The following is a 26,237-nucleotide window of genomic DNA, read 5'->3' as shown; positions in this document are numbered from 1 at the left end:
GTCTAGTTTAGCTCGACAACGAGCAGCAGGTCCCCCGCCTCCACCTGTTCGGTGGCCCGTACGGCGAGCCTGGCCACGGTACCGGAAACGGATGCCGTGATGGCCGCCTCCATCTTCATCGCCTCGATGGTGGCGACCGTTTGCCCGGCCGTGACCTGGTCCCCCTCTCCCACCTGCAGGGTGACCACCCCGGAGAACGGGGCGGCCACGTGACCGGCTTGACCGGCATCCGCTTTCTCGGCAGCCTTGGTGTCGACCTTGACGCTGCGGTCGCGGACGAAGACCGGCCGCAATTGGCCGTTGAGGGTTGCCATCACGGTGCGCATGCCCTTGTTGTCGACGTCGCCGATCGCCTCGAGCCCGACCAGCAGGTTGACGCCGGTCTCCACTCGCACGACATGCTCGTGGCCCTGCCGCAGCCCGTACAGGTAGTCGTTGGTGTCCAGCACTGACAGGTCGCCGTAGTGCTCGCGAACCTCCAGGAACTGGGCGGTCGGTACCGGGAACAGCAGGCGGTTGAGGGCACCTCTCCGCTCAGGTGAGGACCCCGCCAACGCGGCCAGGTCGTCAGCCTCAGGCTGCTGGACGCCGGACTTCACCGTCCGGCCGGCCATCACCTTGGTGCGGAACGGCTCCGGCCAGCCACCCGGGAGTTCGCCCAACTCACCGGCCATGAAACCGATCACCGAGTCCGGGATGTCATAGTTTCCGGGGTTCTGCTCGAAGTCGTCCGGGTCGGCATCCGCCGCAACCAGGGCCAGCGCGAGGTCACCGACCACCTTCGACGACGGCGTCACCTTCGGCGGGCGGCCCAGGATGCGACTGGCGGCGGCGTAGGCGTCCTCGATCTTCTCGAAGTGGTCACCCAGGCCGAGGGCGATCGCCTGCTGGCGCAGGTTGCTGAGCTGGCCCCCCGGGATCTCGTGGGCGTACACGCGCCCGGTCGGGCCGGGCAGCCCGGACTCGAATGGCCGGTAGACCTCGCGGACGGCCTCCCAGTACGGCTCGAGGTCGCTGACGGCCTTCAGCGACAGCCCGGTGTCGCGCTCGGTATTGGCCAGGGCGGCGACCAGGGCGGATGCCGAGGGCTGGCTGGTCGTTCCGGCCATCGGGGCGCTCGCAACGTCGACCGCGTCCGCACCGGCATTGCTCGCAGCCAGCAGGGTGGCCAGCTGGCCCCCCGCGGTGTCGTGGGTGTGCACGTGGATGGGCAGGTCGAAACGGTCGCGCAGGGCGCGCACCAGCCGGTCGGCAGCGCCGGCCCGCAGGAGCCCAGCCATGTCCTTGACGGCGAGCACGTGCGCGCCGGCATCCACGATCTGTTCCGCCAGGCGCAGGTAGTAGTCGAGCGTGTACAGGTTCTCGGCCGGGTCGAGGAGGTCGCCGGTGTAGCAGAGCGCCACCTCGGCGACGGCAGAACCGGTCTCGAGCACGGAGTCAATGGCCGGGCGCATCTGGGACACGTCGTTGAGGGCGTCGAAAATCCGGAAGATATCCACACCGGTGCTCGCAGCCTCGCGCACGAACGCGTCGGTGACCACTGTGGGGTACGGGGTGTAGCCGACGGTGTTGCGCCCGCGGAGGAGCATCTGGATGGCAATGTTCGGCACGGCTTCCCGCAGTGTCGCCAGCCTCTCCCAGGGGTCTTCACCGAGGAATCGGAGTGCGACATCGTAGGTCGCACCACCCCAGGCCTCCACCGACAGCAGTTCGGGCGTGAGCCGGGACACATACGGTGCGACCTCGAGCAGGTCGCGGGTACGCACCCGCGTGGCCAACAGCGATTGGTGAGCGTCACGGAACGTGGTGTCGGTGACTGCCAGCGCCGTTTGTGCACGCAATGCGGATGCGAAGCCGGCCGGCCCGAGTTCCAGGAGTCGCTGTCGGGAGCCCGCCGGGGCATCCGCCCGCAAGTCGATCGCCGGCAGCTTCTCCGCCGGGTTGATCAGGTCGGCGCCTGGTCCGTTCGGCTGGTTGACGGTGACATCGGCCAGCCAGTTGAGAATGCGGGTGCCACGGTCCTTGGAGGGGTGCAGGTGCACCAGGCCCGGCCGCTCATCGATGAATGACGTACTGAGGTCGCCGGCGGCGAACGACGGGTCCTCGAGCACGGCCTGAAGGAACGGGATGTTTGTGGAGACACCGCGGATGCGGAACTCGGCCAGTCCGCGTCTGGCCCGGCCGACAGCCGCGGCGAAGTCGTGGCCGCGGCAGGTCATTTTCACGAGCATCGAGTCGAAGTGCGGGTTGATCTCGGAGCCGGGACTCACAGTGCCGCCATCGAGCCGGATGCCGCCACCGCCGGGCGAGCGGTAGGTGGTGATCTTGCCGGTGTCCGGACGGAAGTTCTGGGTGGGGTCCTCGGTGGTGATCCGGCATTGCAGGGCTGAGCCGTGCATGGCGAGGTTCTCCTGGCGGAGCCCGAGTTGCTCGAGGCTGAGCCCGAAAGCAATGTTCATCTGTGCCTGGACGAGGTCGACATCCGTCACCTCCTCGGTCACCGTGTGCTCGACCTGGATGCGCGGGTTCATCTCGATGAACACGTGCTGGCCGGCCCGTTCGCCGACCGTGTCGAGCAGGAACTCGACGGTGCCGGCGTTCACGTAGCCGATCGACTTCGCGAAGGCGACGGCGTCCCGGTACAGGGCCTGCCGGATGGACTCGTCCAGTCCTGGCGCCGGGGCGATCTCGATCACCTTCTGGTTGCGGCGCTGCACCGAGCAGTCCCGCTCGAACAGGTGAACGGTCTCCCCCGTCGCATCGGCCAGGATCTGCACCTCGATGTGGCGGGGACGCAGCACCGCCTGCTCGAGGAACATCGTCGGATCGCCGAACGCGCTGTCGGCCTCCCGCATCGCCTCATCGAGTGCAGCGTGCAGTTCGTCCAACGAGTCGACGCGGCGCATTCCGCGCCCACCGCCGCCGGCAACCGCCTTGGCGAACAACGGGAAGCCGATCGCCTCAGCACCCGCCAGCAATTCGTCGACATCAGTGGACGCCGGAGTCGACGCCAGCACCGGAACCCCGGCGGCTGCAGCATGCTGCTTGGCCGTCACCTTGTTGCCCGCCATCTCGAGCACGCTCTTGCCAGGGCCGATGAACGTGATGCCCGCTGCGGCAGCCGCTTCGGCCAGGTGGGGGTTCTCGGAGAGGAAACCGTAGCCCGGGTAGATGGCGTCGGCGCCGCACTCGACGGCGACCCTGATGATCTCCGGGACACTCAGGTAGGCGCGGACCGGGTGGCCCTTCTCCCCGAGCAGGTACGACTCGTCCGCCTTCAGCCGGTGAAGCGAGTTGCGATCCTCGTACGGGTACACCGCCACCGTCTTGGCTCCGAGTTCAAAAGCTGCCCTGAAGGCCCGGATGGCAATCTCACCACGGTTGGCAACGAGGATCTTCGAGAACATAGGGTCCTTTCGGGCTGCGGACAGTCTTCAACAGTCTTCTACAGCTGGCGGATCGCCGACCCGCGCACGGGCGGCAAATATTGCGTTCTTTCAGAATAGTGAAGGTATGGTTTCTTGTTGTGCATGTTCTCAGCGTGAGCTCCCTCAAGGGAGGAGTCGGAAAGACGACTGTCACGCTCGGACTCGCTTCCGCCGCCTTCGCGAAGGGTCTGCGTACCCTCGTCGTCGACCTGGACCCGCAGTCGGATGTCTCCACCGGCATGGACATCAACGTGGCCGGCCACCTGAACGTCGCCGACGTGCTCGCCTCCCCCAAGGAGAAGATCGTTCGCGCTGCGATCGCGCCCAGCGGCTGGACCAAGGGTCGCCCCGGGAAGATCGACGTCATGATCGGCAGCCCGTCGGCGATCAACTTCGACGGCCCGCATCCCAGCATCCGCGACATCTGGAAGCTGGAAGAGGCGCTGGCGAACGTCGAGAAGGATTACGACCTGGTGCTCATCGACTGTGCGCCATCCCTCAACGCCCTGACCCGCACCGCGTGGGCAGCCAGCGACCGGGTCACCGTGATCACCGAGCCAGGCCTGTTCTCGGTCGCGGCCGCCGACCGAGCCCTTCGCGCGATCGAGGAGATCCGCCGCGGGCTGAGCCCCCGATTGCAGCCGCTCGGCATCATCGTCAACCGGGCGAGGGTGCAGTCGCTCGAGCACCAGTTCCGCATCAAGGAACTCCGCGACATGTTCGGCCCGCTGGTGCTCAACCCCCAGTTGCCAGAACGCACCTCATTGCAGCAGGCCCAGGGCGCGGCCAAGCCGCTGCACATCTGGCCGGGCGAAGGCGCGCAGGAGATGGCGCGCAACTTCGACCAGTTGCTCGAACGCATCATGCGCACCGCAGGGCTCACTCCCCCGGAGCCAGGCGCCGTCGCCTGAGCGGCTCGCGCACCAGTCAGTGCGGCTGATACTGGCCGCGCTGCCCGATCGGTGTCGCGTGTGCGCATAAGCGCAGGCGATCCACCGATCGGTGCGCGCCACCGAAGATAACGTGCCGCTCGACAACAATCGTGCACACCCAGCGTGAGCGGATGCGTGCGCGAACCAGCCGCGCAAAGCGGGCGGTTGGCGAACCTAGGACGCGCGGGAGGCGCGGCGTGCGGCGAGCTCGTCCATGGCATCCGGTTGCTGCGAGTCCAGCTCGACCAGGCTGCTCTCCACTTCGCGCAGCACCTTGCCGACGGCAATACCGAACACGCCCTGCCCCCGGCTCACCAGGTCGATGACCTCGTCGTTCGAGGTGCACAGGTAGACGCTGGCTCCGTCGCTCATCAGCGTGGTCTGGGCGAGGTCGCTGACGCCGGCCTCACGCAATTGGTTGACGGCCGTGCGGATCTGCTGCAGGGAGATTCCGGTGTCGAGCAGGCGCTTGACCAGCTTGAGCACGAGGATGTCGCGGAAACCATAGAGACGTTGCGAGCCTGATCCGGCAGCACCACGGACGGTCGGTTCGACCAGTTCGGTGCGAGCCCAGTAGTCCAGCTGGCGGTAAGTGATGCCGGCCGCACGCGCGGCAACAGCGCCGCGATAGCCGGAAGTGTCATCGAGGTCCGGAAGGCCGTCGGTGAACAGAAGCCCGAGGTCGTAACGAGATTCCTCGTTACGGCTGATGAGTTCACTCATTCAATACGCCTTCCCACCGAACGGCTTTGCGAAGCTGAACGTTCAATGTGTGGTTGATACTTTCGTCTTGTTCCAAAGGTACGAGTGGAATGCCGCTTCGGGTGGCATTGGCGGGTCGGACGTCGGCGTGTCGTGCCAGGTCGTCTTCCCGCGTCGGGGTGACCCCTAGCTTACGGGTCGAGACGGGACAGCGCAGAGCGGATCAGGCTGCTCCGCACGATCTCCAGCTGTCCCGCAATCTCGCGCGCAAGTTCGCTCGCCTTGGCCCGGCTGGACGCGTCTTTCCTGCGTGCAACAGGAATCAGCGCACTTTCGATGAGCCCGAGTTCCCGCTCAGCAGCACCCCGGAAACCGCGGAGGTGCCGAGGTTCGATTCCCGAGCGCTGCAATTCGACCAGTGCCCGCAGCACCAGCAGGGTGTCTTCGCCGTACGCGTCGCTCGGGAGCACCAGCGACGATGAGACGGCGTCGTTCAGTAGTTGCGGGGTCGCTCCGGCTTCTCGGATGAGCTCATCCCGGTGATAGCGGCGGTCGCTCGACAACATCGACGGCGGCGCCAGCGTTCCACTGCCCGGCAGGTCGGGCTGCCGGCCGGCGTCGAGGTCGTCGAGATACCCCCGGATGACCTTGAGCGGCAGGTAGTGATCGCGCTGCATTGTCAGGACGAACCGCAGGCGCTCCAGGTCCGCTGGGGAGAACTTGCGATACCCGGATTCAGTACGAGCAGGGCTGATGAGGTGGCGTTCCTCGAGAAAGCGGAGCTTGGACGGCGTAAGGTCAGGGAATTCTGCGGTGAGCCGAGCCAGCACCTGACCGATGCTCAACAGGTTCGGCCCTGCCGCGCCCCTCTCCTGGGCTGCTGCGCGAGGCACTACTCGCTCGCCTGGTGGGCCAGGTCAAGTCGTGACGCGTAGAAGGTCAGCCGGAACTTCCCGACCTGCACCTCGGCGCCGTCGGCCAGCATGGCCGACTCGATGCGGACGCCGTCGTAATAGGTTCCGTTGAGCGAGCCCAGGTCCCTGATCTCGAAGGCGGTGCCGTGGCGGAGGAACTCCGTGTGACGGCGAGACACCGTCACGTCATCGAGGAAGATGTCGGCATCCGGATGCCGTCCGGCAGTCGTGACGTCGGCGTCCAGCAGGAAGCGCGCACCGGTGTTCGGACCGCGACGGACCACCAGAAGCGCGGAACCGGACGGCAGCGCGCCGATGGCATCCTGCTCTTCAGTAGAGACCTCGCCATCGAGTGCGGCAAGCTGCTGCTCGAAATCCTTGCTGTGGTGTGCGGTCGTGTCGGTGAGGCGCGCATCAGTCGAGCGAGCACTGTCCGGGGGCGTTCTGTCCCGATTACCAGAACTATCCATCGCGAACCTCCAAGCTGCTGTTAGCGTCCCAGCGTATCGGATTAGTCACTCACTGCGGATAGCGGAATTTTGACCATCCGTACGGCCTGCGCGATGTAACGCCCACCGGCCCACCAGTAGAGGAACGCCCCCCACAGGGCACAGGCCCAGCCGATCGGATCGGTCGCCCAGGCCACGACAGGGAAGGCTTCGCCCACCATCAGGATCGGCAGGGCGTAGAACAGGGCGGCGGTCGCCAGCTTGCCGAGCTGGTGCACAGGGATCGGTCCGAACCGGTGACCTGCGAGAACGATCCCGAGGACGACCAGCATCACGTCACGCCCGACGATCACCGCGACCAGCCACCAGGGGACGATCCCCCGGACCGCGAGGCCGATGAGGGTGGCGAAGATGAACAGCCGATCGGCGGCCGGATCGAGAAGCTGGCCGAGCCTGGTGACCTGGCCAAGCCTCCTCGCGAGCATCCCATCGAGGAAGTCGGTCGCACTGGCGATCACCAGCACGACCAGCGCGAACACGTCTTCGCCGGCAATGACCAGCATGAGGAAGACCGGAACCATGGCGAGCCGGAACAGGCTCAACAGGTTCGGGATCGTGATGATGCGGGAACTCACCACGGCGGGAGGGGTCTGGTCCACGTTGGCATTCTAATGACCCTGACCGCCAGCACCCCGGCAGCGGAGGAAGCAGCGTGAACCTTGCCGACACGCGCCCGGGTCTGCACCGTCGCCGGAAGGCGGAGTACGGTCGAAGCATGTCGTGCATACGTTTCAACACCCCGGCTCAACGGCAGGCCATGCGCGAGTTCGCTCCCAGCATGCTGACCGCGGAGGAAGCGGCGAAGCTTCATCCCGCTCCCCCCGTCACGGAAAGCAAGCTGCGAAGGCTGCGCATCCTGGCCGCCGACAACAACCCGAAGATCCGCGAGAGCGCGGCGAGCAGCTATCACACGCCCGCCGACGTGTTCGAGGCGCTTGCGCGCGATGCGGATGCCGGAGTCCGCGGCTGTGTCGCGCGGAACGAGGCAACGCCGTGCGACGTCCTCCGTTTTCTTGCGCACGATGAGTCCGAGCAGGTGAGGGGCTGGGTTGCCGTCAACTACTTCGTACCGGCTGACGTCATGGAGGAACTCTCCACCGACGAAAGCGAGACAGTGCGCGCCCTCGTCAGGTGGAAGGGCGCACTGGTCGACGCGTAGGGCATTCCCAGCCCTGCGTTCCTACACTCGGACGATGGGTCGATATACGCGATCGGTGTCCTGAGTGCGCAGGGTCTTCGGTGTTGCACGAATCCTGGTGGCCGTCACCGGAATCACGGCGCTGGTCGGGGACTTCAACTACTCGCTCGGGTCCAACCCGCTGGCGATCGGCAACTTCTTCAGCTACTTCACGGTGCAGAGTGCCTTGATCGCGGTGACCGTCTTCGTGCTCGGTGCCGCCTTCGGCCTGCGCAACCAGCTGGATCCGCTCTGGCTCGAAATGGTCCGAATGCTGACGACGGTGTGGATCATCGTGTCGGGGATCGTTTTCGCCGTGATCCTGGTCGAAGGTTCGTTACGAGGGGTCCCGGTGTGGGCTCCATGGTCGAGCCAGCTCCTGCATTTCTGGATACCCGCATACGCCATCATCGACTGGCTCATCGCGCCCGGCCGGGACGTGCCGTGGCGTACCGTCGGGTACATCCTGATCTTCCCGCTGGCCTGGGTGATCTTCACCATGATCCGCGGTTCCCAGGTGCATTGGTATCCGTATTTCTTCCTCGACCCGCTCCTCGTCGACTTTCCGCTCGAGTTCGTGCTCTACCTGCTGATCGTGGTGGTCATCTTCACGGGTGTGGCCGCAGGAGTCGTCGCCATCAGCCGATTGCCGCGGTTGGAGCACCTCCGCCAGCGGTGGGGCCGCAGCACGCCACGGACGTCCAGGTTCGGGCTCGGCTGACCTCAGCTGTCGGTGTCTTCATCCGTTACCAGCTCCGGGTCCATGAACGGCTCAAGGCTGGCCAGGGCGGCCTCCAGCAGCTCCGCATCGGTCGCAGCGGACAGTCGGTCGGCGCTCTCACCGCCGAACAACGCAACCAGCACCGGCTCCCCGGTCAGGGGCTCGAGGTTCAGCCAGAGCGGGAAGTCGGTGTCGGTCCCGACAATGTCCCACCGGGTGGCCGATGTCGACCAGAACGGCTCCTCGAACCTGAGCACCAGCTTGTCCTGCCGCCCCATACCGAGGGAGTCGATCGCTCCACGGTGCGAGAACGGCAACGGCGGGTCGAATTGGATGGTTCCGGCCTTCAACACCCCCAGCGGAACGGTGACGATCACGCGGTCAGCCGACAGCGACTCTCCGCGAGCCAGTCGGAGGCTGACGCCGCGGTCGGTGTTCTGTACGGCAACCACCGTGCTGGACGGCAGGATGTCGAGGTCTTCGAGAGCGTCGACGACGAGCCGCTGGAACCCCCCGACCACCAGCAGTCCGTCTCCTTCCTCGCCGTCTTCGACCGGAGGCTCGGCGAACCAGGCCGAGAGGTCGTCGGGGTCTGCCGCGCGCCGGATCGCGATCTCCGTCTGCAGGTAGTGTTCCAGCCGCTCCGCTTCGGAGACACCGCTCTCGCCGCCCTGCGAGTCCAGGTCGGTCGCGCCAGACTCGCGGAGGGCATCCGCCAAAGAGGTGTCGGACGGCTGCGAGGCCGCCCAGTCGATGGCCTCGGCCAGGGCGGTCTCTCCAACCGGTGCCGGTTCGAGAACGCTACCGGTGGCGGTGCGTTGTTCTGGATCGGCCGGAGCCGCGACGGTGTCGATGCCCAGTCGCTCCAGCTCGGATTCGATCGTGGATCCCGGCCCCTGCACCAGTGCGGCACCCAATTCGACGGGGAACGGCCACTCATCGCCGGAGAGAGAGTGGATGCGCCCTCCCGCGCGTTCCTTGCCTTCGACGACGACGACATCGAAACCATCGTCTTTCAGGCGCCTCGCCGCAGTGGCACCGGCGATGCCGGCCCCGATCACGGTCACCCTCTCCCCCGGTGACGCCACCTGTCCTACCTCGACTGCAGCGCGCAGGCCGGACACCCTCGCGCCGTAGACCGTGCCGGGGTTGGCGTCCGACGTCGCCTCGCCGGCAAAGAAGATCCGCCCGTCGACCGGCTGACGCATCGCGACGCGGTCTTGCGGTCCTGAGCCGACCGCGGCGTAGCTGAAGGCACCGTAACTGAACGGGTCGGCAGTCCAGTTCGTCCGTTCCACTGCGATCGGCCTGGGAACCAGCGCTGGGACGTTCGGAACCGTGGGCGTCGGCTCGGGCGCATCGGGGGTGCACGCCGATACGGCAAGAAGCGAAAGGCCCGAAACCGAGCCGATCAGAAATGTTCGCCGCTTGATCCTCATCCCTCGGTCACTGTAGCCGGGGGCCATGAGAACCACCAGTGGAGCGCATCCGGTACACCGCGGCGCCGCTTCAATTTGAGCTATAGCCATATCCCCCAAACGGGGGTATATTTCTCGCCACGGCGGAAACGTTACGCCGCACCAGCACCACCCGCCCCGATAAACCGACAGCCGAACCCGACGGAATTACCCGCCTCAGATCCTCAGTTGTCGGGATTGCGGCGATCGCCGACTCCCTAGTCGTCGACGATCGCCGCAGTCGCCCCGCGAGGTTGCGGGCACGCCCGCTGTCGCCTCGTACTGCAGACCCACAACCTCAGGCCCTAGCATGTACCAGACAGCGAAGACGAACCCGACCCGACTGACCCGCCCCCTGCCCGCCCGCCACCATGTGAGCGCGGCATGAGTATCAACCAGCCGGCCGACCCCGATCACGAACCAGCCGCAGACGGCGTCCGAAACGACGCCAGCCCCTCTCGCCCCGAATTGAGGCTGATCGACACCACCGGGCAAGAGCGCAGGCGGCCTCCGGTTCAGTCCTTCCCCGGCTCGTCCTGGGCCAGGCGCTACCGCTCATACCTGATCACCACAGATCTCGCCATCATCGTCGCCGCCGTTCTGGCGGCACCGGCGGCCCAACTGGGAGCGGATGCGAGCGTCAGCCAGTCGTTGAGGTCGGGAATGTTCTGGCTGGATGCAGCCCTGATGATCGCCGTCTGGGCGGCACTCCTCGGCGGCTACCACACCAGGGACCCCAGGGTGGTCGGGGTCGGTGTTGCCGAGTACAAGGGGGTTGTGCATGCGACAACCCTGGTCTTCGGGCTTTTTGCGGTCGCATTCGCGGTGCTCGGGGCAGGCATCCCGCGCGGGCACTTCGTGGTGGCATTGCCGCTCGGAGTCATTGGCCTGGTGCTGTCTCGCTGGCTGTGGCGGAAATGGCTTACCCGGCAGCGCACCTTCGGCCACTACCTTTCGCACGCCATTGTCGTCGGCGACCGCCGGGACGTTGAGTACGTCATCGGGCAGATCGACCAGAACACCGGTGCGGCCTACCTGATTGTCGGCGCCGTGCTGGAGCGGGACGACCGCAATCCGATCCAGGTCGGCTATCGGGATGTTCCCGTCGTGTGTGACATTGACCACGTTGCCCCGGCAGCCGGCGCGCTCGGTGTCGACACGGTGATCGTGGCGGGTCAACCCAAGGAGCGCACGCAGTTCATCCGCGACCTGAGCTGGGCTTTGGAGGGAACGGCGGCAGACCTGGTGCTCGCCAACCGCCTGACCAACGTCGCCGGTCCGCGCATCCATTTCCGGCCGGTCGAGGGACTCCCCCTCATGCACGTCGAGTTGCCGCAATACGCGGGCGGCAAACACATCCTCAAGCGGATGTTCGACATGACGGCATCCGCGTGTGCCCTGGTGCTGCTCCTTCCCCTGCTCGTCACCGTTGCCGTGCTGATCCGTATCGACAGTCCAGGTCCGACCCTGTTCCGCCAGGAACGGGTGGGCCGCGGCGGCCAGGCGTTCGGCATGCTGAAATTCCGCTCAATGGTTGTCGGCGCAGAAGACCAATTGGCGGGACTCCTCGATCAGAACGAGGGAGCCGGCGTGTTGTTCAAGATGAAGAACGACCCGCGAGTGACCCGGTTCGGCAGGGTGATGCGCAAATACTCTCTCGATGAACTGCCCCAATTGTGGAACGTATTGATCGGGCAGATGAGCCTGGTGGGCCCGCGGCCTCCGCTGGCCCGCGAGGTGGCCAAGTACGAGAGCCACGTGAATCGGCGGCTGTACATCAAGCCAGGCCTTACCGGCATGTGGCAGGTGAATGGACGCTCGAACCTGGACTGGGATGAGAGCGTGCGGCTCGACCTCTACTACGTGGAGAATTGGTCGCTCACCGGCGACCTGATGATCCTGTGGCGCACGCTCAAGGTGCTCAAGGAACACTCCGGCGCTTATTGACAGGGCGAGCCGAAACTCTCCGCCGATTCACACCTGACCGGACTCGCCGAAAGTCCTGGCTTAGAGTCATTGCATGGATGCCGGCAGTGCTCGCGTTGACAGCTGGACCTGGGCGGTCCGCCTGTACAAGACGCGCTCCCAGGCGACCGCGGGGTGCCGTGCCGGCCATGTGCGGGTGAACGGTGAGCGCGCGAAAGCCGCGCAACCGGTGCGCGTGGGCGATGAGGTGAGGGTGCGCAGCGGAGGCTTCGATCGCATCCTGGTTGTCAAGAAGCTCATCACCAAGCGGGTGGGGGCACCGGATGCTGCACTCGCCTACACGGACCTCACACCCCCACCGCCGCCACGCACCGAGGCTGCCATGGCACCGGTTCGGGATCGCGGAGCCGGACGGCCCACCAAACGGGAGCGACGGGACCTGGAACGGCTGAGGGGCCGCTGAACAAGAAGCGTCCTTAAGCGTGTACCTTTACCGGGTGGGTGTACGCATAGAGAAGACCGAACTGCCCGGAATCGGGGTTCGCCACGACGTCCTGACCGGCGCCGGGCGGCGCATCAGCGTGGTGTCGCAACGCGACGGAGAACGGAACCTGGCGCTGTACGACATCGAAGATCCGGACTCCTGCCGCGACTCCATCGTGATGACCGATGACGAGGCGACTGCGCTGGCCGACCTGCTCGGCGGCTCTGTCATCCTGAGCCGGTTGTCTGGATTGACCGACGAGACTGAGGGCGTCTATACGGAGCAATTGCAGTTGCCTGCGGCTTCCCCGTTCATCAACCGGCCGCTCGGCGACACCAGGACACGCACCAAGACCGGTGTGTCAATCGTGGCCATCGTGCGGGGCACCGAGGTCATCCCGTCGCCCACCCCGGCCGAAGTGCTCAACCCGGGCGACACCATCGTCGCTGTCGGAACCCGCGAGGGCCTGGCCGCACTGGGGCAGTTGCTCGCGAGCGACACCCAATAAACTGGCGAAACCATGCATGACACCACCCTGCTTCTGATTGAAGTGGGTGGCCTGCTCCTGGGTCTCAGCCTGCTCGGCCGACTGGCCGCCCGGTTCGGCATCTCGCCGATTCCCCTGTACCTGGTCGCCGGACTGGCGTTCGGAACCGGTGGCATCTTTCCGTTGCGGGCAAGCGACGAGTTCTTCGTCATCGGCTCCGAAATCGGCGTGATCCTGCTGCTGGCGATGCTTGGGCTCGAGTATTCGGCACAGGAACTGGTCGACAACCTCAAGAAGTCGAAAACGGCCGGCGCCTGGGACGCCGCACTCAATGCGCTTCCGGGCGCCCTGTTCGCGCTCATTCTCGGTTGGGGTCCAGTGGCCGCAGTAGCGATGGCCGGAGTCACCTGGGTTTCATCCTCCGGCGTCATTGCCAAGATGTTGCGCGACCTGGGCCGCCTGGGGAACCGGGAGACCCCGACCATCCTCGCCATCGTGGTGCTGGAAGACCTCGCGATGGCCTTCTACCTGCCGGTGTTGTCGACCCTCGTCATCGGGGCCGCCCTGATGGAGGGCGCCGTGAGCCTGGCAGTCGCCGTGGGAGCCGTGCTGGTCATCCTGTATCTCGCCCTGCAGCACGGGCCGAAAATCTCCCGGATCTTCTCGGCCGACCATGCCGAATCATTGCTGCTCGGGGTGCTCGGCCTCACGATGCTCGTCGCCGGGCTGGCGGCGACAGTTCACGTGTCGACGGCGGTGGGCGCGTTCCTGGTCGGCATCGCGATCTCCGGCCCGATCGCCCACGTGGCGGCTCGTACCCTCACGCCGCTGCGTGACCTCTTCGCTGCCGTCTTCTTCGTGTTCTTCGGGCTGTCGACGAACCCCGGCGACATGGTGCCGGTGCTGCTTCCTGCATTCACCCTGGCGGTCGTGACCATGGGCACGAAGGTGCTCACCGGTTATCTGGCCGCGAAGCGGGCCGGGATTGCCGTGCCCGGGCGCTGGCGCACCGGGTTCACCCTCACCCCGCGTGGCGAGTTCTCCATCGTCATCGCCGGGTTGGCCGTCGCCGCCGGCGTGGAACCCGAACTGGCCGCCGTCGCCACCGCATACGTGCTCATGACCGTGATCGCCGGCCCGTTCCTGACCCGGATACCGGACACCAGGCGGTTCAAGGCGCTGGTGCGTGCACACACCCAACGGGTTGCCGCGCGATCAGCCGAACCCACAGCCGCCTGACGCCCAGTTGTCTGAGGCACAGCCGCCTGACGGCCGACCCCCTCAGGCGGTGACCGGAGTACGCGTCGGGAAGACGTGCGGGTGGTTGCCTGCCATGGTCTCCAGAACGCGAATCACCTGGCGGCTGTAGCCGAACTCGTTGTCGTACCAGACGTAGAGGATCAGGTTCTTGTCCGTGCTGATGGTCGCCAGCCCGTCGACGATCCCCGCGCGGGAGGTTCCGACGAAGTCGCTCGAGACGATCTCGGCGGAGTCGACATAGTCGATCTGCTGCCGGAGCACCGAGTTCAGTGAGAGTTCGCGCAGGTAGGCGTTGACCTCATCCTTCGTCGTGCCGTTGGCGAGGCTCAGGTTCAGGATGGCCATCGACACGTTGGGCGTCGGCACACGGATGGCGTTGCCGGTGAGCTTGCCCGCAAGCTCGGGCAGCGCCTTGGCGACTGCCTTCGCCGCACCGGTTTCGGTGATGACCATGTTCAGCGCAGCCGACCGGCCGCGTCGGTCGCCGGAGTGGAAGTTGTCGATCAGGTTCTGGTCGTTGGTGAACGAGTGAACCGTCTCCACATGGCCGTGCTGGATGCCATAGGCGTCATTGATCGCCTTCAACACCGGGGTGATCGCGTTCGTGGTGCAGGATGCCGCCGACAGGATGCGGTCATCATCCGTGATCGTCTCGTGGTTGATGCCGTGGACGATGTTCTTGAGGTCGCCCTTGCCTGGCGCCGTCAGCAGGACGCGCGAGACGCCCGGCCTGCCCAGGTGCTGCGAAAGCCCTTCGGCGTCTCGCCACCGGCCGGTGTTGTCGACCACGATCGCGTTGTCGATGCCGTACTCGGTGTAGTCGACCTCGGCCGGACTGTTCGAGTAGATGACCTGGATCAGCGTGCCGTTGGCGAGGATGGTGTTGTTCTCCTCATCGACGGAGATCGTTCCCTCGAACGGGCCGTGCACGGAGTCCCGCCGCAGCAGGCTCGCACGCTTGACCAGGTCGTTGGCCGACCCCTTGCGCACGACGATGGCGCGCAAACGGAGTCCGTCCCCGTTTGCTGCGTGGGCGATCAGGATGCGCGCGAGCAGTCGCCCGATGCGACCGAAACCGTAGAGGACGACGTCGACGCTGCGAGCAGGCCCGCCGTTCTTCGCATCGACGACCGGTGCCAGTTCTTCACGCAGGAACTCCGTGAGGTCCTTGTCGCTGTGCTTGTGGAGCTCAAGCAGGCTCGCAACGTCGATCGAGGCGGGCCCAAGGTTCAGGGTCGAGAGCGCCTGCAGCACGGGCAGGGTCTCTTCGACAGCCAACTCGTGATCTGCGCCCTGCCTGCTGAGGCGGTGGGCCTTGAGCACGCCGATGGCCGACTTGTTGATGAGGCGCCGCCCATGGATGGAGGTCACCACCTGGTGGTCGCGATAGAGGCTACCGATCAACGGGATCATCGCCTCGGCCACAGCCTCACGGTTGATCCAGCGGTCCAGCTTGCTGTCGGACTCGTGGCCCATCGACATCCCTTCGAGAGTGAATTCAGGCAGCGGCAGGCACGTCGGAATGGTGTTCCGGCGGAGGCCGAGCGGCTGGGTGGCGGAAACCGCGGCAGGAGGCAGCTGGTTCCAGTCCCATCTTAGCCGAGCGTGCCGGGAGCCTCACTGACAGCCACCGAGTGGGCGGAGAGCCGGACAAGGGTGTCCTCCGCGGTCGCAGATCCTGCCGGGAAGGCGAGGATGACCTGACCGGGTGGTGCAGGCATCCGCACGTCTGAGTCCCCCAGGTTCACCAGGAGTCTCAGAGTTCCGCGGCGGAGGATCAGCCACCGCTGCTCCTCATCGATTTCCGCGCTCGTGTTAATGAGGCGCGGGTCGGTCACGTCGGGATATTCGCGACGGATGTCCGCCAGCCCACGATAGAACCCGAGCAGGGATGCGTGCGCCGGCTCGGCCAGCTCCTCCCAGCGCAGAACCGAGCGCTCGAAGGTGGCCGGATCCTGCGGGTCGGGAACGACAGCCGGGTCCCAGCCCATCCTGGCGAACTCGGCGATGCGACCCTGCGCTGTCGCGTCACCGAGCTCAGGTTCTGGGTGGGAGGTGAAGAACTGCCACGGCGTCGTCGCACCCCACTCCTCCCCCATGAAGAGCATCGGCGTGAACGGGCCGAGCATGGTGAGCGCTGCCGCGATCGCCAACTGGCCGTCGTCGAGCGTCGCGGAGAGCCGGTCGCCCACAGCCCGGTTACCGACCTGGTCGTGGTTCTGGGATGCGACGACCAGGCGCCAGGCCGGCATCCGCTCGACGTCGATCGGCCGACCGTGATGGCGTCCCCGAAAGCTCGAGAAGGTCCCGTCGTGGAAGAATCCGCGCTCCAGAACCTTCTTCAGCGCGGATAGCGGCGCGAAATCCGCGTAATAGCCGTCGGTCTCACCGGTGAGGGCAACGTGCACCGCGTGGTGGAAGTCATCGCTCCACTGGGCGTCCAGGCCGTAGCCTCCAGCCGGCAGCGGGGTAATGAGCTTCGGGTCGTTCAGGTCGGACTCGGCGATCAGGCTGAGGGGGCGGCCGACGGATGCGCTGAGCGCCGCGACCTCGGTGGCCAGTTCCTCCAGGATGTGGGTCGCCCGGCTGTCGACGAGGGCGTGCACTGCATCCAGCCTCAGACCGTCGACCCGGTAGTCGCGGAGCCACATCAGCGCGTTGTCGATCACGAAGCGCCGAACCTCATCGGAGCCTGGGCCGTCGAAGTTGACCGAGGTTCCCCAGGTGTTCGCCCGGCCGACGCTCAGGTAAGGCCCGAAGCGGGGAAGGTAGTTGCCGCTCGGCCCGAGGTGGTTGTAGACGACATCCTGGATGACCGCGAGACCGTGTCCGTGACAAGCGTCCACGAAGCGCTGGTAGGCAGCCGGACCGCCGTACGCCTCATGCACCGCATACCAGAGCACGCCGTCGTAGCCCCAGTTGCGCACCCCGCTGAACGCATTCACCGGCAGCAGCTCCACGAAGTCGACACCCAGCTCGACGAGGTGGTCGAGCTTGCCGACAGCTGCGTCGAGGGTGCCCTCCGGTGTGAAGGTGCCGATGTGCAATTCGTAGATCACCGAACCCGCCAACGGGCGGCCGGTCCAGTGCGGGTTCTTCCACGCGTAGGAGGCCCGGTCGAATCTCCGGGACAGTTCGTGCACGCCGTTCGGCTGCCACCGCGACCGTGGGTCGGGGAACGGGCCGTCACCGTCCACGCGAAAGCCGTAATCCGTTACCGACTCCCCCACTTCGGTGCACCACCAGCCTCCGTTGCCTCGCTCCAGGGGAACCGTGTTCGTTGCTCCGAACACCAGCTCGACCATGGACGCGTTCGGCGCCCACACTTCGAAGAGTCCGGGCGTCGTGCCAGGCTCAGGCACGATCCGCCGCCCGCAACAAGGCAACCGGATACGGATGCAACAACTCTTCGAGCGGAAGTCGCGGACCCTCCACGACGGTTCCCGTCAGCTCATCCACCCAGCGGCGTGCCGGAATGGTCAGCGCCGTGTCACGCCATCCGCCGGCGGCCGCCAGCCCGACCGGCAGCCGGGTCGCGATCACAATGGCTTCGCCGCGGTCCACCGCGATCACGTGGGCGGCCGCCTCGCCGGTGACCGGAACGGGTAAGTAGCGGGAGAACCATTCCGGCCGGTCGCGACGCAGCCGCAGCGCCCGCGAGGTGACCAGCAGTTTGGCCGCGCCACTGTCGTCAACCGCTGGACGCCATCCGGAGTCCAACTGTGCCAGGAGGCGCCTGCGCTGCGCGAAGTCCACCGGCCGGCGATTGTCGGGGTCGACCAGGGAGAAGTCCCACAACTCGCTGCCCTGGTAGACGTCCGGAACGCCAGGCATGGTCAGCTGCAGCAGCTTCGCCGAGAGGGAATTGGACCAGCCCGGCTCCCTGACGAGGTCGACGAAGTCGGTGACCAGCCGGTTCACCTCCGGATCGTCGAACGCCAAGTCGACCATGGCGTGCATGGCCCGCTCGAAACCCGCATCCGGGTCGCTCCAGGACGTGGAGTTGCCTGCCTCGCGCGCCGCCTTCTCGGCATAGGCGTGGAGGCGCTCCCGACTGAGCGGCCAGGCGCCGATCACCGCCTGCCAGAGCAGGTTCGCCAGCGGCGGGTCGTCCAGAGACGACCGCAGCCGGAGGGCGAACAGCGTTGACGCCCACTGCATCGGCAGTTCCGACAGTGTGTTCAGTCGGGCGCGCACATCTTCGCTGCGCTTGGTGTCGTGCGTCGACAGCGTGGTCATCGAGGCCGGCAGCGTCGCCTGCCGCTGTTGCTGCCGGTCGTGGAACTCGCTGACCGGGATCGAGAACTCGCCGGGGTCGGCGCCGACCTCGTTCAGGGAGGTGAGCCTGCTGAAACGGTAGAAGGCGGTGTCTTCCACACCCTTCGCCATGACCATTCCGGAGGTCTGCTGGAATCGCACGGCAGCAGGATGCGATGGGTCGGCGAGCACTGCGGCGACGGAATCCAGCTCAGCGCCCAATTCCGGTCGCCACTGCCCCGCTTGCTGCAGGGCGTAATGCAGGTGTTCGATGCCGAACGGCAGGTAGCTGCGATACACCGGGAAGCAGGCGAGCAGCTCGGCGATGGCATCCGTCCTTCTGTGCAGACTGTCGGCGGGCTCATCAGCGATGCCCGGCACGAGCCGTGCGACCCGGAGCACTTCGGACCGAAGGATGCCGTCGGCGATCGCCCGCTTGCCGTCGTGCACCAGCTCCGACCACGGGGCCACTCTGCCGTGGAGTTCCTTCTCCAGGGAGTCGAGGGGCCGCTGCCCATCCGGGTCCACCAGTACGCGGTCGATGTCGGCGAGCGCGTCATACCCGGTGGTGCCGGCCACCGGCCAGTGCGGCGGTAATTGCTCCCGGCCCTCGAGGATCTTCTCGACCACCACGTAGGCGCCGGCGGTCTCGTGGTGCAGCGTGCTGAGGTACCCGCCGGGGTCGGCGAGTCCATCCGGGTGGTCGATGCGGAGGCCGTGCACCTGGCCGGACTTCACCCAGCGCAGGATCTCCCGGTGCGACTCCTCGAACACCCAGGGAACTTCGACGCGAACCGCGGCCAGCGTGTTGACCGCGAAGAAGCGGCGATAGTTGAGTTCGGAGTCCGCGCGGCGCCAATGCACCAGTTCGTAGTGCTGAGCGGCATGCACCTGGGCTGGGCCGTCTCCGGCGGTGCCGGGAGCCAGCGGGAACCGGTGCTCGTGGTAGCGCAGTTCACCCCCAACCACCTGGAGGGCGTCGACGCCGTCGTCGCCAAGAACCGGCAATCGGATGCGCCCAGCTCCGGCCTCCCAGTCCACATCGAACGCCTCGGCGTAACGGGATGCCTGCCCGTGGGTGAGAACGTCCCACCACCAGGCGTTCGCACGCGGGCTCGCCACGCCCACGTGGTTGGGCACCACGTCGACCAGCACGCCCCGCCCGGCCACCGTGGCAGCGGCCGAGAACCGGTCGAGGCCAGCCAGGCCTCCCCTGGCGGGGTCGATCGCCGAAGAATCCACCACGTCGTAGCCGTGATCCGAGCCCTCCTCGGCGGTGAGCAGCGGCGAGAGGTACAGCCAGTCGGCGCCCAGGAGCGTCAGGTAGTCGACCACGGCAGCCGCGGCGTCCAGGTCGAACGATGCGCGAATCTGCAGGCGGTAGGTGGAACGGGGCAGCATCACTGCGCTCCCGACTGTGCCGCGAGCGAGGCCGCCACCGAATGGTCGTCATTCGCCTGAGCCTGGAACGCCCGCAACACGACCACCGATCGGCCGGCGATGGTGATCATCGCGTCAGCGTTTCGCGGGCCCTGGTCGGCGTCCGGGCCGGCCGTGTCGACCACCACCTCCCAGCGCTCCGAGAACTCGGCGGCCGGCAGGCGGCAGTCGATGGCATCCGGATCGGCGTTGAAATAGAGCAGGAAGTTGACGTCGATGATCCGCTGGCCACGCGCATCCCGCTCCCTGATGCCCTCACCGTTGAAGAACACGCCGACGGTGCGCGTCAGGCGCTCCTCCCAGTCGTCGGGCTGCATCGCCTCGCCCGCCTCCGTCAACCAGACCAGGTCGGGCAGCGGTTCGCCCTCACCGCGCTTGACCTGGCGCCCGTCGAAGAACCGGCTGCGCCTGAACAGCGGATGCTCGCGCCGGAGCCGCGACACGGCCGCCGTGAACTCCACCAGCGGCAGGTCGGCATCGTCCCAGTGCACCCAGGTCAGTTCGGAGTCCTGGGCGTAACCGTTGTTGTTGCCCTGCTGGGTGCGGCCCAGTTCGTCGCCGTGAGAAACCATCGGTACCCCCTGGGACAGCAGCAGTGTCGCCAGGAAGTTGCGCTGCTGGCGTGCCCTCAGCGCAAGCGCCTCCGGGTCATCGGTCGGCCCCTCCACCCCGCTGTTCCACGAGCGGTTGTGCGACTCGCCGTCCCTGCCGCCCTCACCGTTCGCCTCATTGTGCTTCTCGTTGTATGACACCAGGTCGGCCAGGGTGAACCCATCGTGGGCGGTGACGAAGTTGATGGAGGCCACCGGCCGTCGGCCGGAATGCTCGTACAGGTCGGCCGACCCGGTCAGCCGGGCGGCGAACTCCCCCAGCGTCGCCGGCTCTCCGCGCCAGAAATCGCGCACGGTGTCGCGGTACTGCCCGTTCCACTCCGTCCACTGCGGAGGGAAGTTGCCGACCTGATACCCGCCGGGGCCGATGTCCCAGGGCTCGGCGATGAGCTTCACCTGGGAGACCACGGGGTCCTGCTGCACCAGCTCGAAGAAAGACGACAGGCGGTCGACGTCGTAGAACTCGCGGGCGAGCGTCGCAGCAAGGTCGAAGCGGAACCCGTCAACGTGCATCTCGGTCACCCAATAGCGGAGGGAATCCATGATCAGTTGCAGCGAGTGCGGCTGGCGAACGTTGAGGCTGTTCCCCGTGCCGGTGTAGTCGGTGTAGTGCCGCTGGTTCTCCTCCAGCCGGTAGTAGGTGCGGTTGTCGATGCCGCGGAAGCTCAGCGTCGGCCCGAGATTGTTTCCCTCCGCGGTGTGGTTGTAGACGACATCGAGAATCACCTCGATTCCGGCAGCGTGCAGGTCGCGCACCATGGCCTTGAACTCAGGAACCTGGCCACCGGCATCCGCGTTCCTGGAATAGGCGGCATGCGGGGCGAAGAAGCCGATGGTGTTGTAACCCCAATAGTTGCTCAGGCCCTTCTCCTGCAGGGTCGCATCATTGATGAATTGGTGAACCGGCATTAGCTCGATAGCGGTGACACCCAGCTTCCGCAGGTGGTCGATGACCGCTGGATGGGCGACCGCGGCATAGCTTCCCCGCTGCTCCTCGGGAATGGCGGGGTGCAACCTGGTGAGGCCCTTGACGTGGGCTTCGTAGATGAGCGTTTCGCTGTACGGCGTCTTCGGCGCCCGGTCGCCGCCCCAGTCGAAATAGGGGTTGGTGACAACGCTGAGCATGGTGTGCGGCGCGGAATCCTCATCGTTGCGGGAGTCTGGGTCGCCGAAATTGTATGAGAAGAGCGGCTGGCCCCAGCGGATGTCGCCACTGGTCGCCTTCGTATACGGGTCGAGTAGCAGCTTGTTGGGGTTGAAACGCAGGCCATTCGCGGGATCCCAGGGACCGTGCATCCGGTAGCCGTAACGCTGACCGGGCTGAACCTGCGGCAGATAGCAGTGCCAGGTGAAAGCGTCGACCTCGGTGATGTCGACACGGGTCTCCTTGCTCGCCCCGTCGAACAGGCAGAGCTCTACCCGCTCGGCTGCTTCACTGAAGATGGCGAAGTTGGTGCCGCTTCCGTCGTACGTCGCACCGAGCGGGTGGGCAGAGCCGGGCCAGGAATCCATGGCTTTCACGGTATGCAGTTCGGGCGCCAGGCGCCTCCCCTTCTGGGCAGTTTCCCGGCTGGCCTGGAAGCACTGGTCAGTGCCGGGCGAGAATGGCGGTCAGGTCCAGCCCGGCAGGGATCGTGCCGTAGAGGGAGCCGCGGTTCTCCCCCAGCCGCGCGGCGATGAAGGCGTCGGAAACCGCGTGCGGCGCGGTTCGAACCAGGAGGGAAGCCTGGAGGGCAACGGCGAGCGATTCGACAAGTCGACGTGCCTGCGCAGCGGCGTCCGAAGCATCCGCCCCACGCAAGGAGGTGAGCAGGCCGCGAGTGGCCGCCACATGCTGGTCGAGCAGCGGGTGCGCGCCGCTGGTCAGCGACACCTCCGCGTCGAGAGCGTCGACGCTCTCCGGCTCGCGGGTGATGGCTCGGAGCACGTCGAGGGCGATGACGTTGCCTGAGCCCTCCCAGATGGCCATGACCGGTTGCTCCCGGTACCGCCGGGCGAGCGGGAAAGTCTCGATGTAACCGTTGCCGCCGAGGCACTCCAGCGCCTCCACCGCGTGCCCCGAACCGCGCTTGCACACGTAGTACTTCGACACGGCGGTCGCCAGCCGGCGAAACGCCCGCTCCTGGTCGTCGGCATCATCGTCGTGCGCCCTCGCCAGGCGCATCGCCGTCGCCGTCGCCGCCTCAGCCTCGAGCGCGAGGTCCGCCACCACGGCGGTCATCGCGGGCTGGTCCACCAGCAGGTTGCCGAAAGCGCGGCGATGGCGAACGTGCCAGAGCGCCTCCGCCACGCCCTGGCGCATCCCGGCGGCTGTGCCCAGAACGCAGTCCAGCCGGGTGCGGGCCACCATGTCGATAATCGTGCGGACCCCGCGCCCCTCCTCGCCGAGAAGGAACCCGACGGTGCGCTCGAACTCCACCTCTGCCGAAGCGTTGGAACGATTGCCGAGCTTGTCCTTGAGCCGCTGGAGGCGGAAGACGTTCCTGCTGCCGTCGTCAAGGACTCTGGGCACCAGGAAACAGCTGAGGCCCCCAGGCGCCTGGGCGAGCACCAGGAAGCCGTCGGACATGGGGGCGCTGCAGAACCACTTGTGGCCGGTCAGCTCATAGCGGCCATTCCCGATGGCGACGGCCGTCGTGGTGTTGGCCCGGACATCCGACCCGCCCTGCTTCTCGGTCATCGCCATGCCGATCAGCGCCGACGACTTGCCGGCGGTGAGGGTGCCGTCGTAGTCGCGGCTCAACAGCCGAGGAAGCCACTGCTCCAGCAGCCCGGGTGTGCCTGCGAGAGCCGGCACGGCAGCATGGGTCATCGAGATGGGGCAGGCGTGCCCGGGCTCGACCTGCGCGAAGAGCATGAAGCTCGCCGCCCTGGCCACATTCGCACCCGGGCGCGGATCGGCCCAGGCTGCCGTGTGGGCGCCATTCCGGGTGGCTGCGGCGATGATGCGGTGATAGGACGGGTGGTACTCGACCTCGTCGACCCGGTTGCCGTAGCGGTCGAACGCCTTCAGCGCCGGAGGGTTCGTGTTCGCCAGCTCCGCGTCATGCTGGAAATCGGCCGAACCGACCAGGGCACCGACCAGCTCCAGCTCCGGGGCCGCCCACCCGGCGTCGTAGTGCTGCACGGCATCCGTCAACGGTTCATTGCTGGTGAATTCGTTGATGTCCACCCGCAGCGGCGGCTGGTTGACGACGTCATGCGTGTTCATGCGTGCCTCCGTGCCCGGACGATGTCGCCGGGCATGATCAGTGGTCGGCTGTGACGGTTCACGGTAGCGTACAAAGCACCAACGGAAGGCGGGGGACGTGACCGAATCGACCATGGAATTGCTCATCGAACGGGCGTTCGACGCGCCGGCGGAGCGGGTATTCCGCGCCTTCACCGACCGCGCCCAGCTGGCCGAATGGATCGCTCCCGGCGGTTACCGCGTTCAGGCGGACAGTATCGACGTCGACGCGAGCGTCGGAGGACACCAGCGACTTACGCTGGTGGCCGAGGACGGGTCGACCTCCGTAGTCAACCTGACATACACGTCGGTGGTGGCGAACGAGCTGCTGGTCGGCGAAGAGCTGGTCGCTGCCACGCCGGATCGCGAAGAATACGTGTTGTCGTGGCGGGTCGAGTTCCAGGATGGCGGGGAGCAGACTCAGGTGGTGCTGCGGCAGGGCCCGTTCAGCAAGGAGTCCGGAGCCGAAGCACGCACGAACTGGGAGTCCGCGTTCGCGAAGCTGGATGCGCTGCTGGCTGGCTAGCTACATCCCCAGCTCCGCGTAAACACGCTGCAAGTCGTTCCACACGGCACCGAGCACACAGCAGCACTGAGCACACAGCAGCACCGAGACGACGCCGATGGTGAACCAGGGTCATGAAGCCCTGTGCCACGCCGACGCCCGGGACAACTGTGGCAGAACCTGCTCCTCACGGATAGTTAGTACGCTAACGAATAAGCACTGAGAGGACTCCCCTATGACGAGAGTGGCCGTAGCCCAGGTCGGTTCCCGCGTATTCGACACCCCGGCAACCATGCAGCGCCTGCGGGACCTGGTGGCGGATGCGACGGCACAGCAGGTCGAGTTCCTGGTCTTCCCCGAAGCGTTCATCGGCGGTTATCCGAAAGGACTCGACTTCGGCGCTGTCGTCGGCTCGCGCACACCCGAAGGGCGGGACGACTACCGACGCTACTTCGACTCGGCCGTGACAGTGCCCGGCCCGGAGACCGAGGAGATCGGCGAACTGGCTGCTGCGGCGGGCATGACCATCGTCGTCGGAGTCATCGAGCGCGACGGCGGAACGCTGTACTGCACCGCCGTCTACCTCGGTGCCGACGGGTCGCTGGTGGGAAAGCACCGCAAGCTCATGCCGACCGCCAGCGAGCGACTCATCTGGGGCCAGGGCGACGGCTCGACGCTCGAGGTTTTCGACTCGCCCGCCGGCCGGTACGCCGCCACCATCTGCTGGGAGAACTACATGCCGCAGCTGCGGCTGGCCACCTACGAGCAGGGCATCCAGTTGTGGTGCGCCCCCACCGTGGACGACCGTGAAATCTGGCAGTCGAGCATGCGCCACATTGCCTACGAGGGGCGGATGTTCGTGCTGAGCGCCTGCCAGTACCTCACCCGCGCAGACTGCCCCGACGACTACGACGCCGTGCAGGGGAACGACCCGGAGACCGAGCTGATTCGCGGGGGCAGCGTCATCGTCTCCCCGCTCGGCGAGGTCCTGGCCGGGCCGGTCTACGGGAAGAGCACGCTGCTGGTCGCCGACATCGACCTGGCCGACCAGGTGCGCGGCAAGTACGACCTCGATGTGACCGGCCACTACTCCCGGCCCGACGTCTTCCAGCTGTCCGTGAATACCGAGCCCCGGGCATCCGTTCGCCGCGTCGCCGCAGCCCCGGCGGCCGACAGCCCCGTCAGCTCCTGACCACCTCGCGAGTCGGGTCGTTCTGCGAGTGACCCTCCGCGCGAACCCGCAGAATAACCCGACTCGGGATCAGTGCTGGGAGCTCGAGCCGGCGCTAGTAGATGAAGATCGGCAGGAAGTCGCGGTTGTGCGCGTGCACCAGCGCCAGGAACAGCACCAGGTCGAACAGCAGGTGCACCGAGACGACGTAGGTGAGCGACTTGGTCAGCTTGAAGGTGTAGCCCTGCAGCATCGCGAACGGGAAAGTGAGCAGCGGGCCCCACACCTCGTAACCGATCTCCCACAGGAACGAGCAGAAGATCACCGCCTGCAGGATGTTCGCCTGCCAGTCCGGAAAATGCCTGCGCAGCAGGGTGAAGGCCGTACAGATGAAGAACAGTTCGTCCCAGATGCCAACCGTGTTCACCCCCAGGAAGAGGCGCCAGAAGATGGTCGGATCCGAAGCATCCGGCCAGTTCTGGTAGACGCCCGTGCTGATCAGGTAGACCGGCAGGATGAAGTAGCCGAGCACCACCACGCCCAGCAGGTAGAGCTTCGCGGTCAGCGACCACTTGCGTCCGGTGGCGATCGGGAAGCGGATGATGTTCTCGCGGTAGACGAACCGGCCCACCAGCCACGGAACCAGCACCGCCAGGGCCAGCGCGCCGCCCATGAGCGCCATGTGCTGGATGCTGAGGTCGGCATTCAGCGGAACCAGGCTGATGATGACCATTCCCGCGGCGATGAGCGCCAGGTGTCGCAGCAACTCGCGGTCGATGAACGCCGCCGTGACGAGGGCTGCAGCCAGCACCGGGTAACCGAGGTCGCTCTCGAAGACGAACAGGGGTACGGCGGATGCCGACAGCAGCGCAGCGGGCAGCAGCTTCCAGCTGAGGGCGGCGCGAGGCGTCGGGGCGCTGGTGGGGTCGGTCGCAGTGGGCATCACCGTTAAAGCATGTCAGTCGCGAGGCTGCTTCACGACATTCACCGGATTTTCAGCCTTGCGTAACCTGCTGTCAAGTGGTTT

21 protein-coding genes are annotated in these 26,237 nt (G+C 66.4%); 9 read left to right on the top strand and 12 right to left on the bottom strand.

Annotation, left to right across the window (positions count from 1 at the left end; all coding sequences use genetic code 11):
* Positions 1 to 2: 2 nt before the first annotated feature.
* On the bottom strand, positions 3 to 3,407 hold the full coding sequence (locus ACX3PH_RS10620; protein WP_459092235.1) for a pyruvate carboxylase: 3,405 nt from the start codon (positions 3,405 to 3,407) through the stop codon (positions 3 to 5).
* Positions 3,408 to 3,526: 119 nt separating this feature from the next.
* Here ACX3PH_RS10620 and ACX3PH_RS10615 point away from each other — a divergent pair, with 119 nt between their 5' ends.
* Positions 3,527 to 4,339 (top strand): ParA family protein, encoded by an 813-nt coding sequence (locus ACX3PH_RS10615; RefSeq protein ID WP_459092233.1) that lies wholly within the window; start codon positions 3,527 to 3,529, stop codon positions 4,337 to 4,339.
* 195 nt (positions 4,340 to 4,534) lie between these two features.
* Here ACX3PH_RS10615 and ACX3PH_RS10610 read toward each other — a convergent pair whose 3' ends face one another.
* The 4 genes from ACX3PH_RS10610 to ACX3PH_RS10595 all read right to left on the bottom strand — a co-directional run bounded on the left by ACX3PH_RS10610 (position 4,535) and on the right by ACX3PH_RS10595 (position 7,084).
* Positions 4,535 to 5,083, bottom strand: coding sequence for a MerR family transcriptional regulator (locus ACX3PH_RS10610; RefSeq protein ID WP_459092231.1), 549 nt, complete (start codon positions 5,081 to 5,083; stop codon positions 4,535 to 4,537).
* Between the two features lie 170 nt (positions 5,084 to 5,253).
* Positions 5,254 to 5,955 (bottom strand): transcriptional regulator FtsR, encoded by a 702-nt coding sequence (ftsR, locus tag ACX3PH_RS10605; protein ID WP_459092229.1) that lies wholly within the window; start codon positions 5,953 to 5,955, stop codon positions 5,254 to 5,256.
* Entirely contained in the window at positions 5,955 to 6,446 is a 492-nt protein-coding gene (locus ACX3PH_RS10600) for an FHA domain-containing protein (RefSeq protein ID WP_459092227.1), read from the bottom strand. Before ACX3PH_RS10600 ends, ftsR begins: the two co-directional genes overlap by 1 nt.
* Positions 6,447 to 6,487: 41 nt before the next feature.
* Positions 6,488 to 7,084 (bottom strand): CDP-alcohol phosphatidyltransferase family protein, encoded by a 597-nt coding sequence (locus ACX3PH_RS10595; protein WP_459092225.1) that lies wholly within the window; start codon positions 7,082 to 7,084, stop codon positions 6,488 to 6,490.
* 116 nt (positions 7,085 to 7,200) lie between these two features.
* On the opposite strand from ACX3PH_RS10595, the gene ACX3PH_RS10590 reads away from it, so the two are divergent.
* Both ACX3PH_RS10590 and ACX3PH_RS10585 read left to right on the top strand, forming a co-directional pair.
* Positions 7,201 to 7,644 carry a hypothetical protein gene (locus ACX3PH_RS10590; protein ID WP_459092223.1) on the top strand — a complete coding sequence of 148 codons (444 nt, stop codon included), beginning with the start codon at positions 7,201 to 7,203 and terminating at the stop codon, positions 7,642 to 7,644.
* Between the two features lie 64 nt (positions 7,645 to 7,708).
* On the top strand, positions 7,709 to 8,383 hold the full coding sequence (locus ACX3PH_RS10585) for a Pr6Pr family membrane protein (protein WP_459092221.1): 675 nt from the start codon (positions 7,709 to 7,711) through the stop codon (positions 8,381 to 8,383).
* Positions 8,384 to 8,385: 2 nt separating this feature from the next.
* Here the strand turns inward: ACX3PH_RS10585 and ACX3PH_RS10580 are convergent, their stop codons facing one another.
* The gene (locus ACX3PH_RS10580) at positions 8,386 to 9,822 is read right to left on the bottom strand and encodes a flavin monoamine oxidase family protein (protein WP_459092219.1); all 1,437 of its coding nucleotides are present in this window, start codon (positions 9,820 to 9,822) and stop codon (positions 8,386 to 8,388) included.
* A gap of 402 nt (positions 9,823 to 10,224) precedes the next feature.
* On the opposite strand from ACX3PH_RS10580, the gene ACX3PH_RS10575 reads away from it, so the two are divergent.
* The 4 genes from ACX3PH_RS10575 to ACX3PH_RS10560 all read left to right on the top strand — a co-directional run bounded on the left by ACX3PH_RS10575 (position 10,225) and on the right by ACX3PH_RS10560 (position 13,976).
* Positions 10,225 to 11,787 (top strand): sugar transferase, encoded by a 1,563-nt coding sequence (locus ACX3PH_RS10575; RefSeq protein WP_459092217.1) that lies wholly within the window; start codon positions 10,225 to 10,227, stop codon positions 11,785 to 11,787.
* Positions 11,788 to 11,860: 73 nt separating this feature from the next.
* Positions 11,861 to 12,229, top strand: a complete 369-nt coding sequence (locus ACX3PH_RS10570) for an RNA-binding S4 domain-containing protein (protein ID WP_459092215.1) — start codon at positions 11,861 to 11,863, stop codon at positions 12,227 to 12,229.
* Between the two features lie 34 nt (positions 12,230 to 12,263).
* Positions 12,264 to 12,758 (top strand): cation:proton antiporter regulatory subunit, encoded by a 495-nt coding sequence (locus tag ACX3PH_RS10565; RefSeq protein WP_459092213.1) that lies wholly within the window; start codon positions 12,264 to 12,266, stop codon positions 12,756 to 12,758.
* A 12-nt stretch (positions 12,759 to 12,770) separates the two neighbouring features.
* Complete coding sequence (locus ACX3PH_RS10560; RefSeq protein ID WP_459092211.1) at positions 12,771 to 13,976, top strand: cation:proton antiporter; 1,206 nt, start codon at positions 12,771 to 12,773, stop codon at positions 13,974 to 13,976.
* Positions 13,977 to 14,018: 42 nt separating this feature from the next.
* On the opposite strand, the gene ACX3PH_RS10555 is transcribed toward ACX3PH_RS10560, so the two are convergent.
* The 5 genes from ACX3PH_RS10555 to ACX3PH_RS10535 all read right to left on the bottom strand — a co-directional run bounded on the left by ACX3PH_RS10555 (position 14,019) and on the right by ACX3PH_RS10535 (position 23,516).
* Positions 14,019 to 15,473 (bottom strand): glyceraldehyde-3-phosphate dehydrogenase, encoded by a 1,455-nt coding sequence (locus ACX3PH_RS10555; RefSeq protein ID WP_459092209.1) that lies wholly within the window; start codon positions 15,471 to 15,473, stop codon positions 14,019 to 14,021.
* 119 nt (positions 15,474 to 15,592) lie between these two features.
* The gene (treZ, locus tag ACX3PH_RS10550) at positions 15,593 to 17,302 is read right to left on the bottom strand and encodes a malto-oligosyltrehalose trehalohydrolase (protein WP_459092410.1); all 1,710 of its coding nucleotides are present in this window, start codon (positions 17,300 to 17,302) and stop codon (positions 15,593 to 15,595) included.
* 49 nt (positions 17,303 to 17,351) lie between these two features.
* A complete protein-coding gene (gene treY, locus ACX3PH_RS10545; protein WP_459092207.1) occupies positions 17,352 to 19,658 on the bottom strand; it encodes a malto-oligosyltrehalose synthase in 2,307 nt (768 codons plus the stop codon).
* Positions 19,655 to 21,817: a glycogen debranching protein GlgX gene (glgX, locus tag ACX3PH_RS10540; RefSeq protein ID WP_459092205.1), complete on the bottom strand. Its 2,163-nt coding sequence runs from the start codon at positions 21,815 to 21,817 to the stop codon at positions 19,655 to 19,657. Before glgX ends, treY begins: the two co-directional genes overlap by 4 nt.
* Positions 21,818 to 21,893: 76 nt before the next feature.
* Positions 21,894 to 23,516 carry an acyl-CoA dehydrogenase family protein gene (locus ACX3PH_RS10535; RefSeq protein ID WP_459092203.1) on the bottom strand — a complete coding sequence of 541 codons (1,623 nt, stop codon included), beginning with the start codon at positions 23,514 to 23,516 and terminating at the stop codon, positions 21,894 to 21,896.
* 97 nt (positions 23,517 to 23,613) lie between these two features.
* Between ACX3PH_RS10535 and ACX3PH_RS10530 the strand changes: the two genes are divergently transcribed.
* Both ACX3PH_RS10530 and ACX3PH_RS10525 read left to right on the top strand, forming a co-directional pair.
* Entirely contained in the window at positions 23,614 to 24,060 is a 447-nt protein-coding gene (locus tag ACX3PH_RS10530; RefSeq protein ID WP_459092201.1) for an SRPBCC family protein, read from the top strand.
* A 214-nt stretch (positions 24,061 to 24,274) separates the two neighbouring features.
* Complete coding sequence (locus tag ACX3PH_RS10525; RefSeq protein ID WP_459092199.1) at positions 24,275 to 25,231, top strand: carbon-nitrogen hydrolase family protein; 957 nt, start codon at positions 24,275 to 24,277, stop codon at positions 25,229 to 25,231.
* Positions 25,232 to 25,325: 94 nt separating this feature from the next.
* Here the strand turns inward: ACX3PH_RS10525 and ACX3PH_RS10520 are convergent, their stop codons facing one another.
* The gene (locus ACX3PH_RS10520; RefSeq protein ID WP_459092408.1) at positions 25,326 to 26,153 is read right to left on the bottom strand and encodes a CPBP family intramembrane glutamic endopeptidase; all 828 of its coding nucleotides are present in this window, start codon (positions 26,151 to 26,153) and stop codon (positions 25,326 to 25,328) included.
* Positions 26,154 to 26,237: the final 84 nt, after the last annotated feature.

The organism is Homoserinimonas sp. A520 (assembly GCF_054489245.1).
Note: the sequence above shows the minus strand (reverse complement) of the source record. Positions and strands in the feature narration are given on the sequence as shown.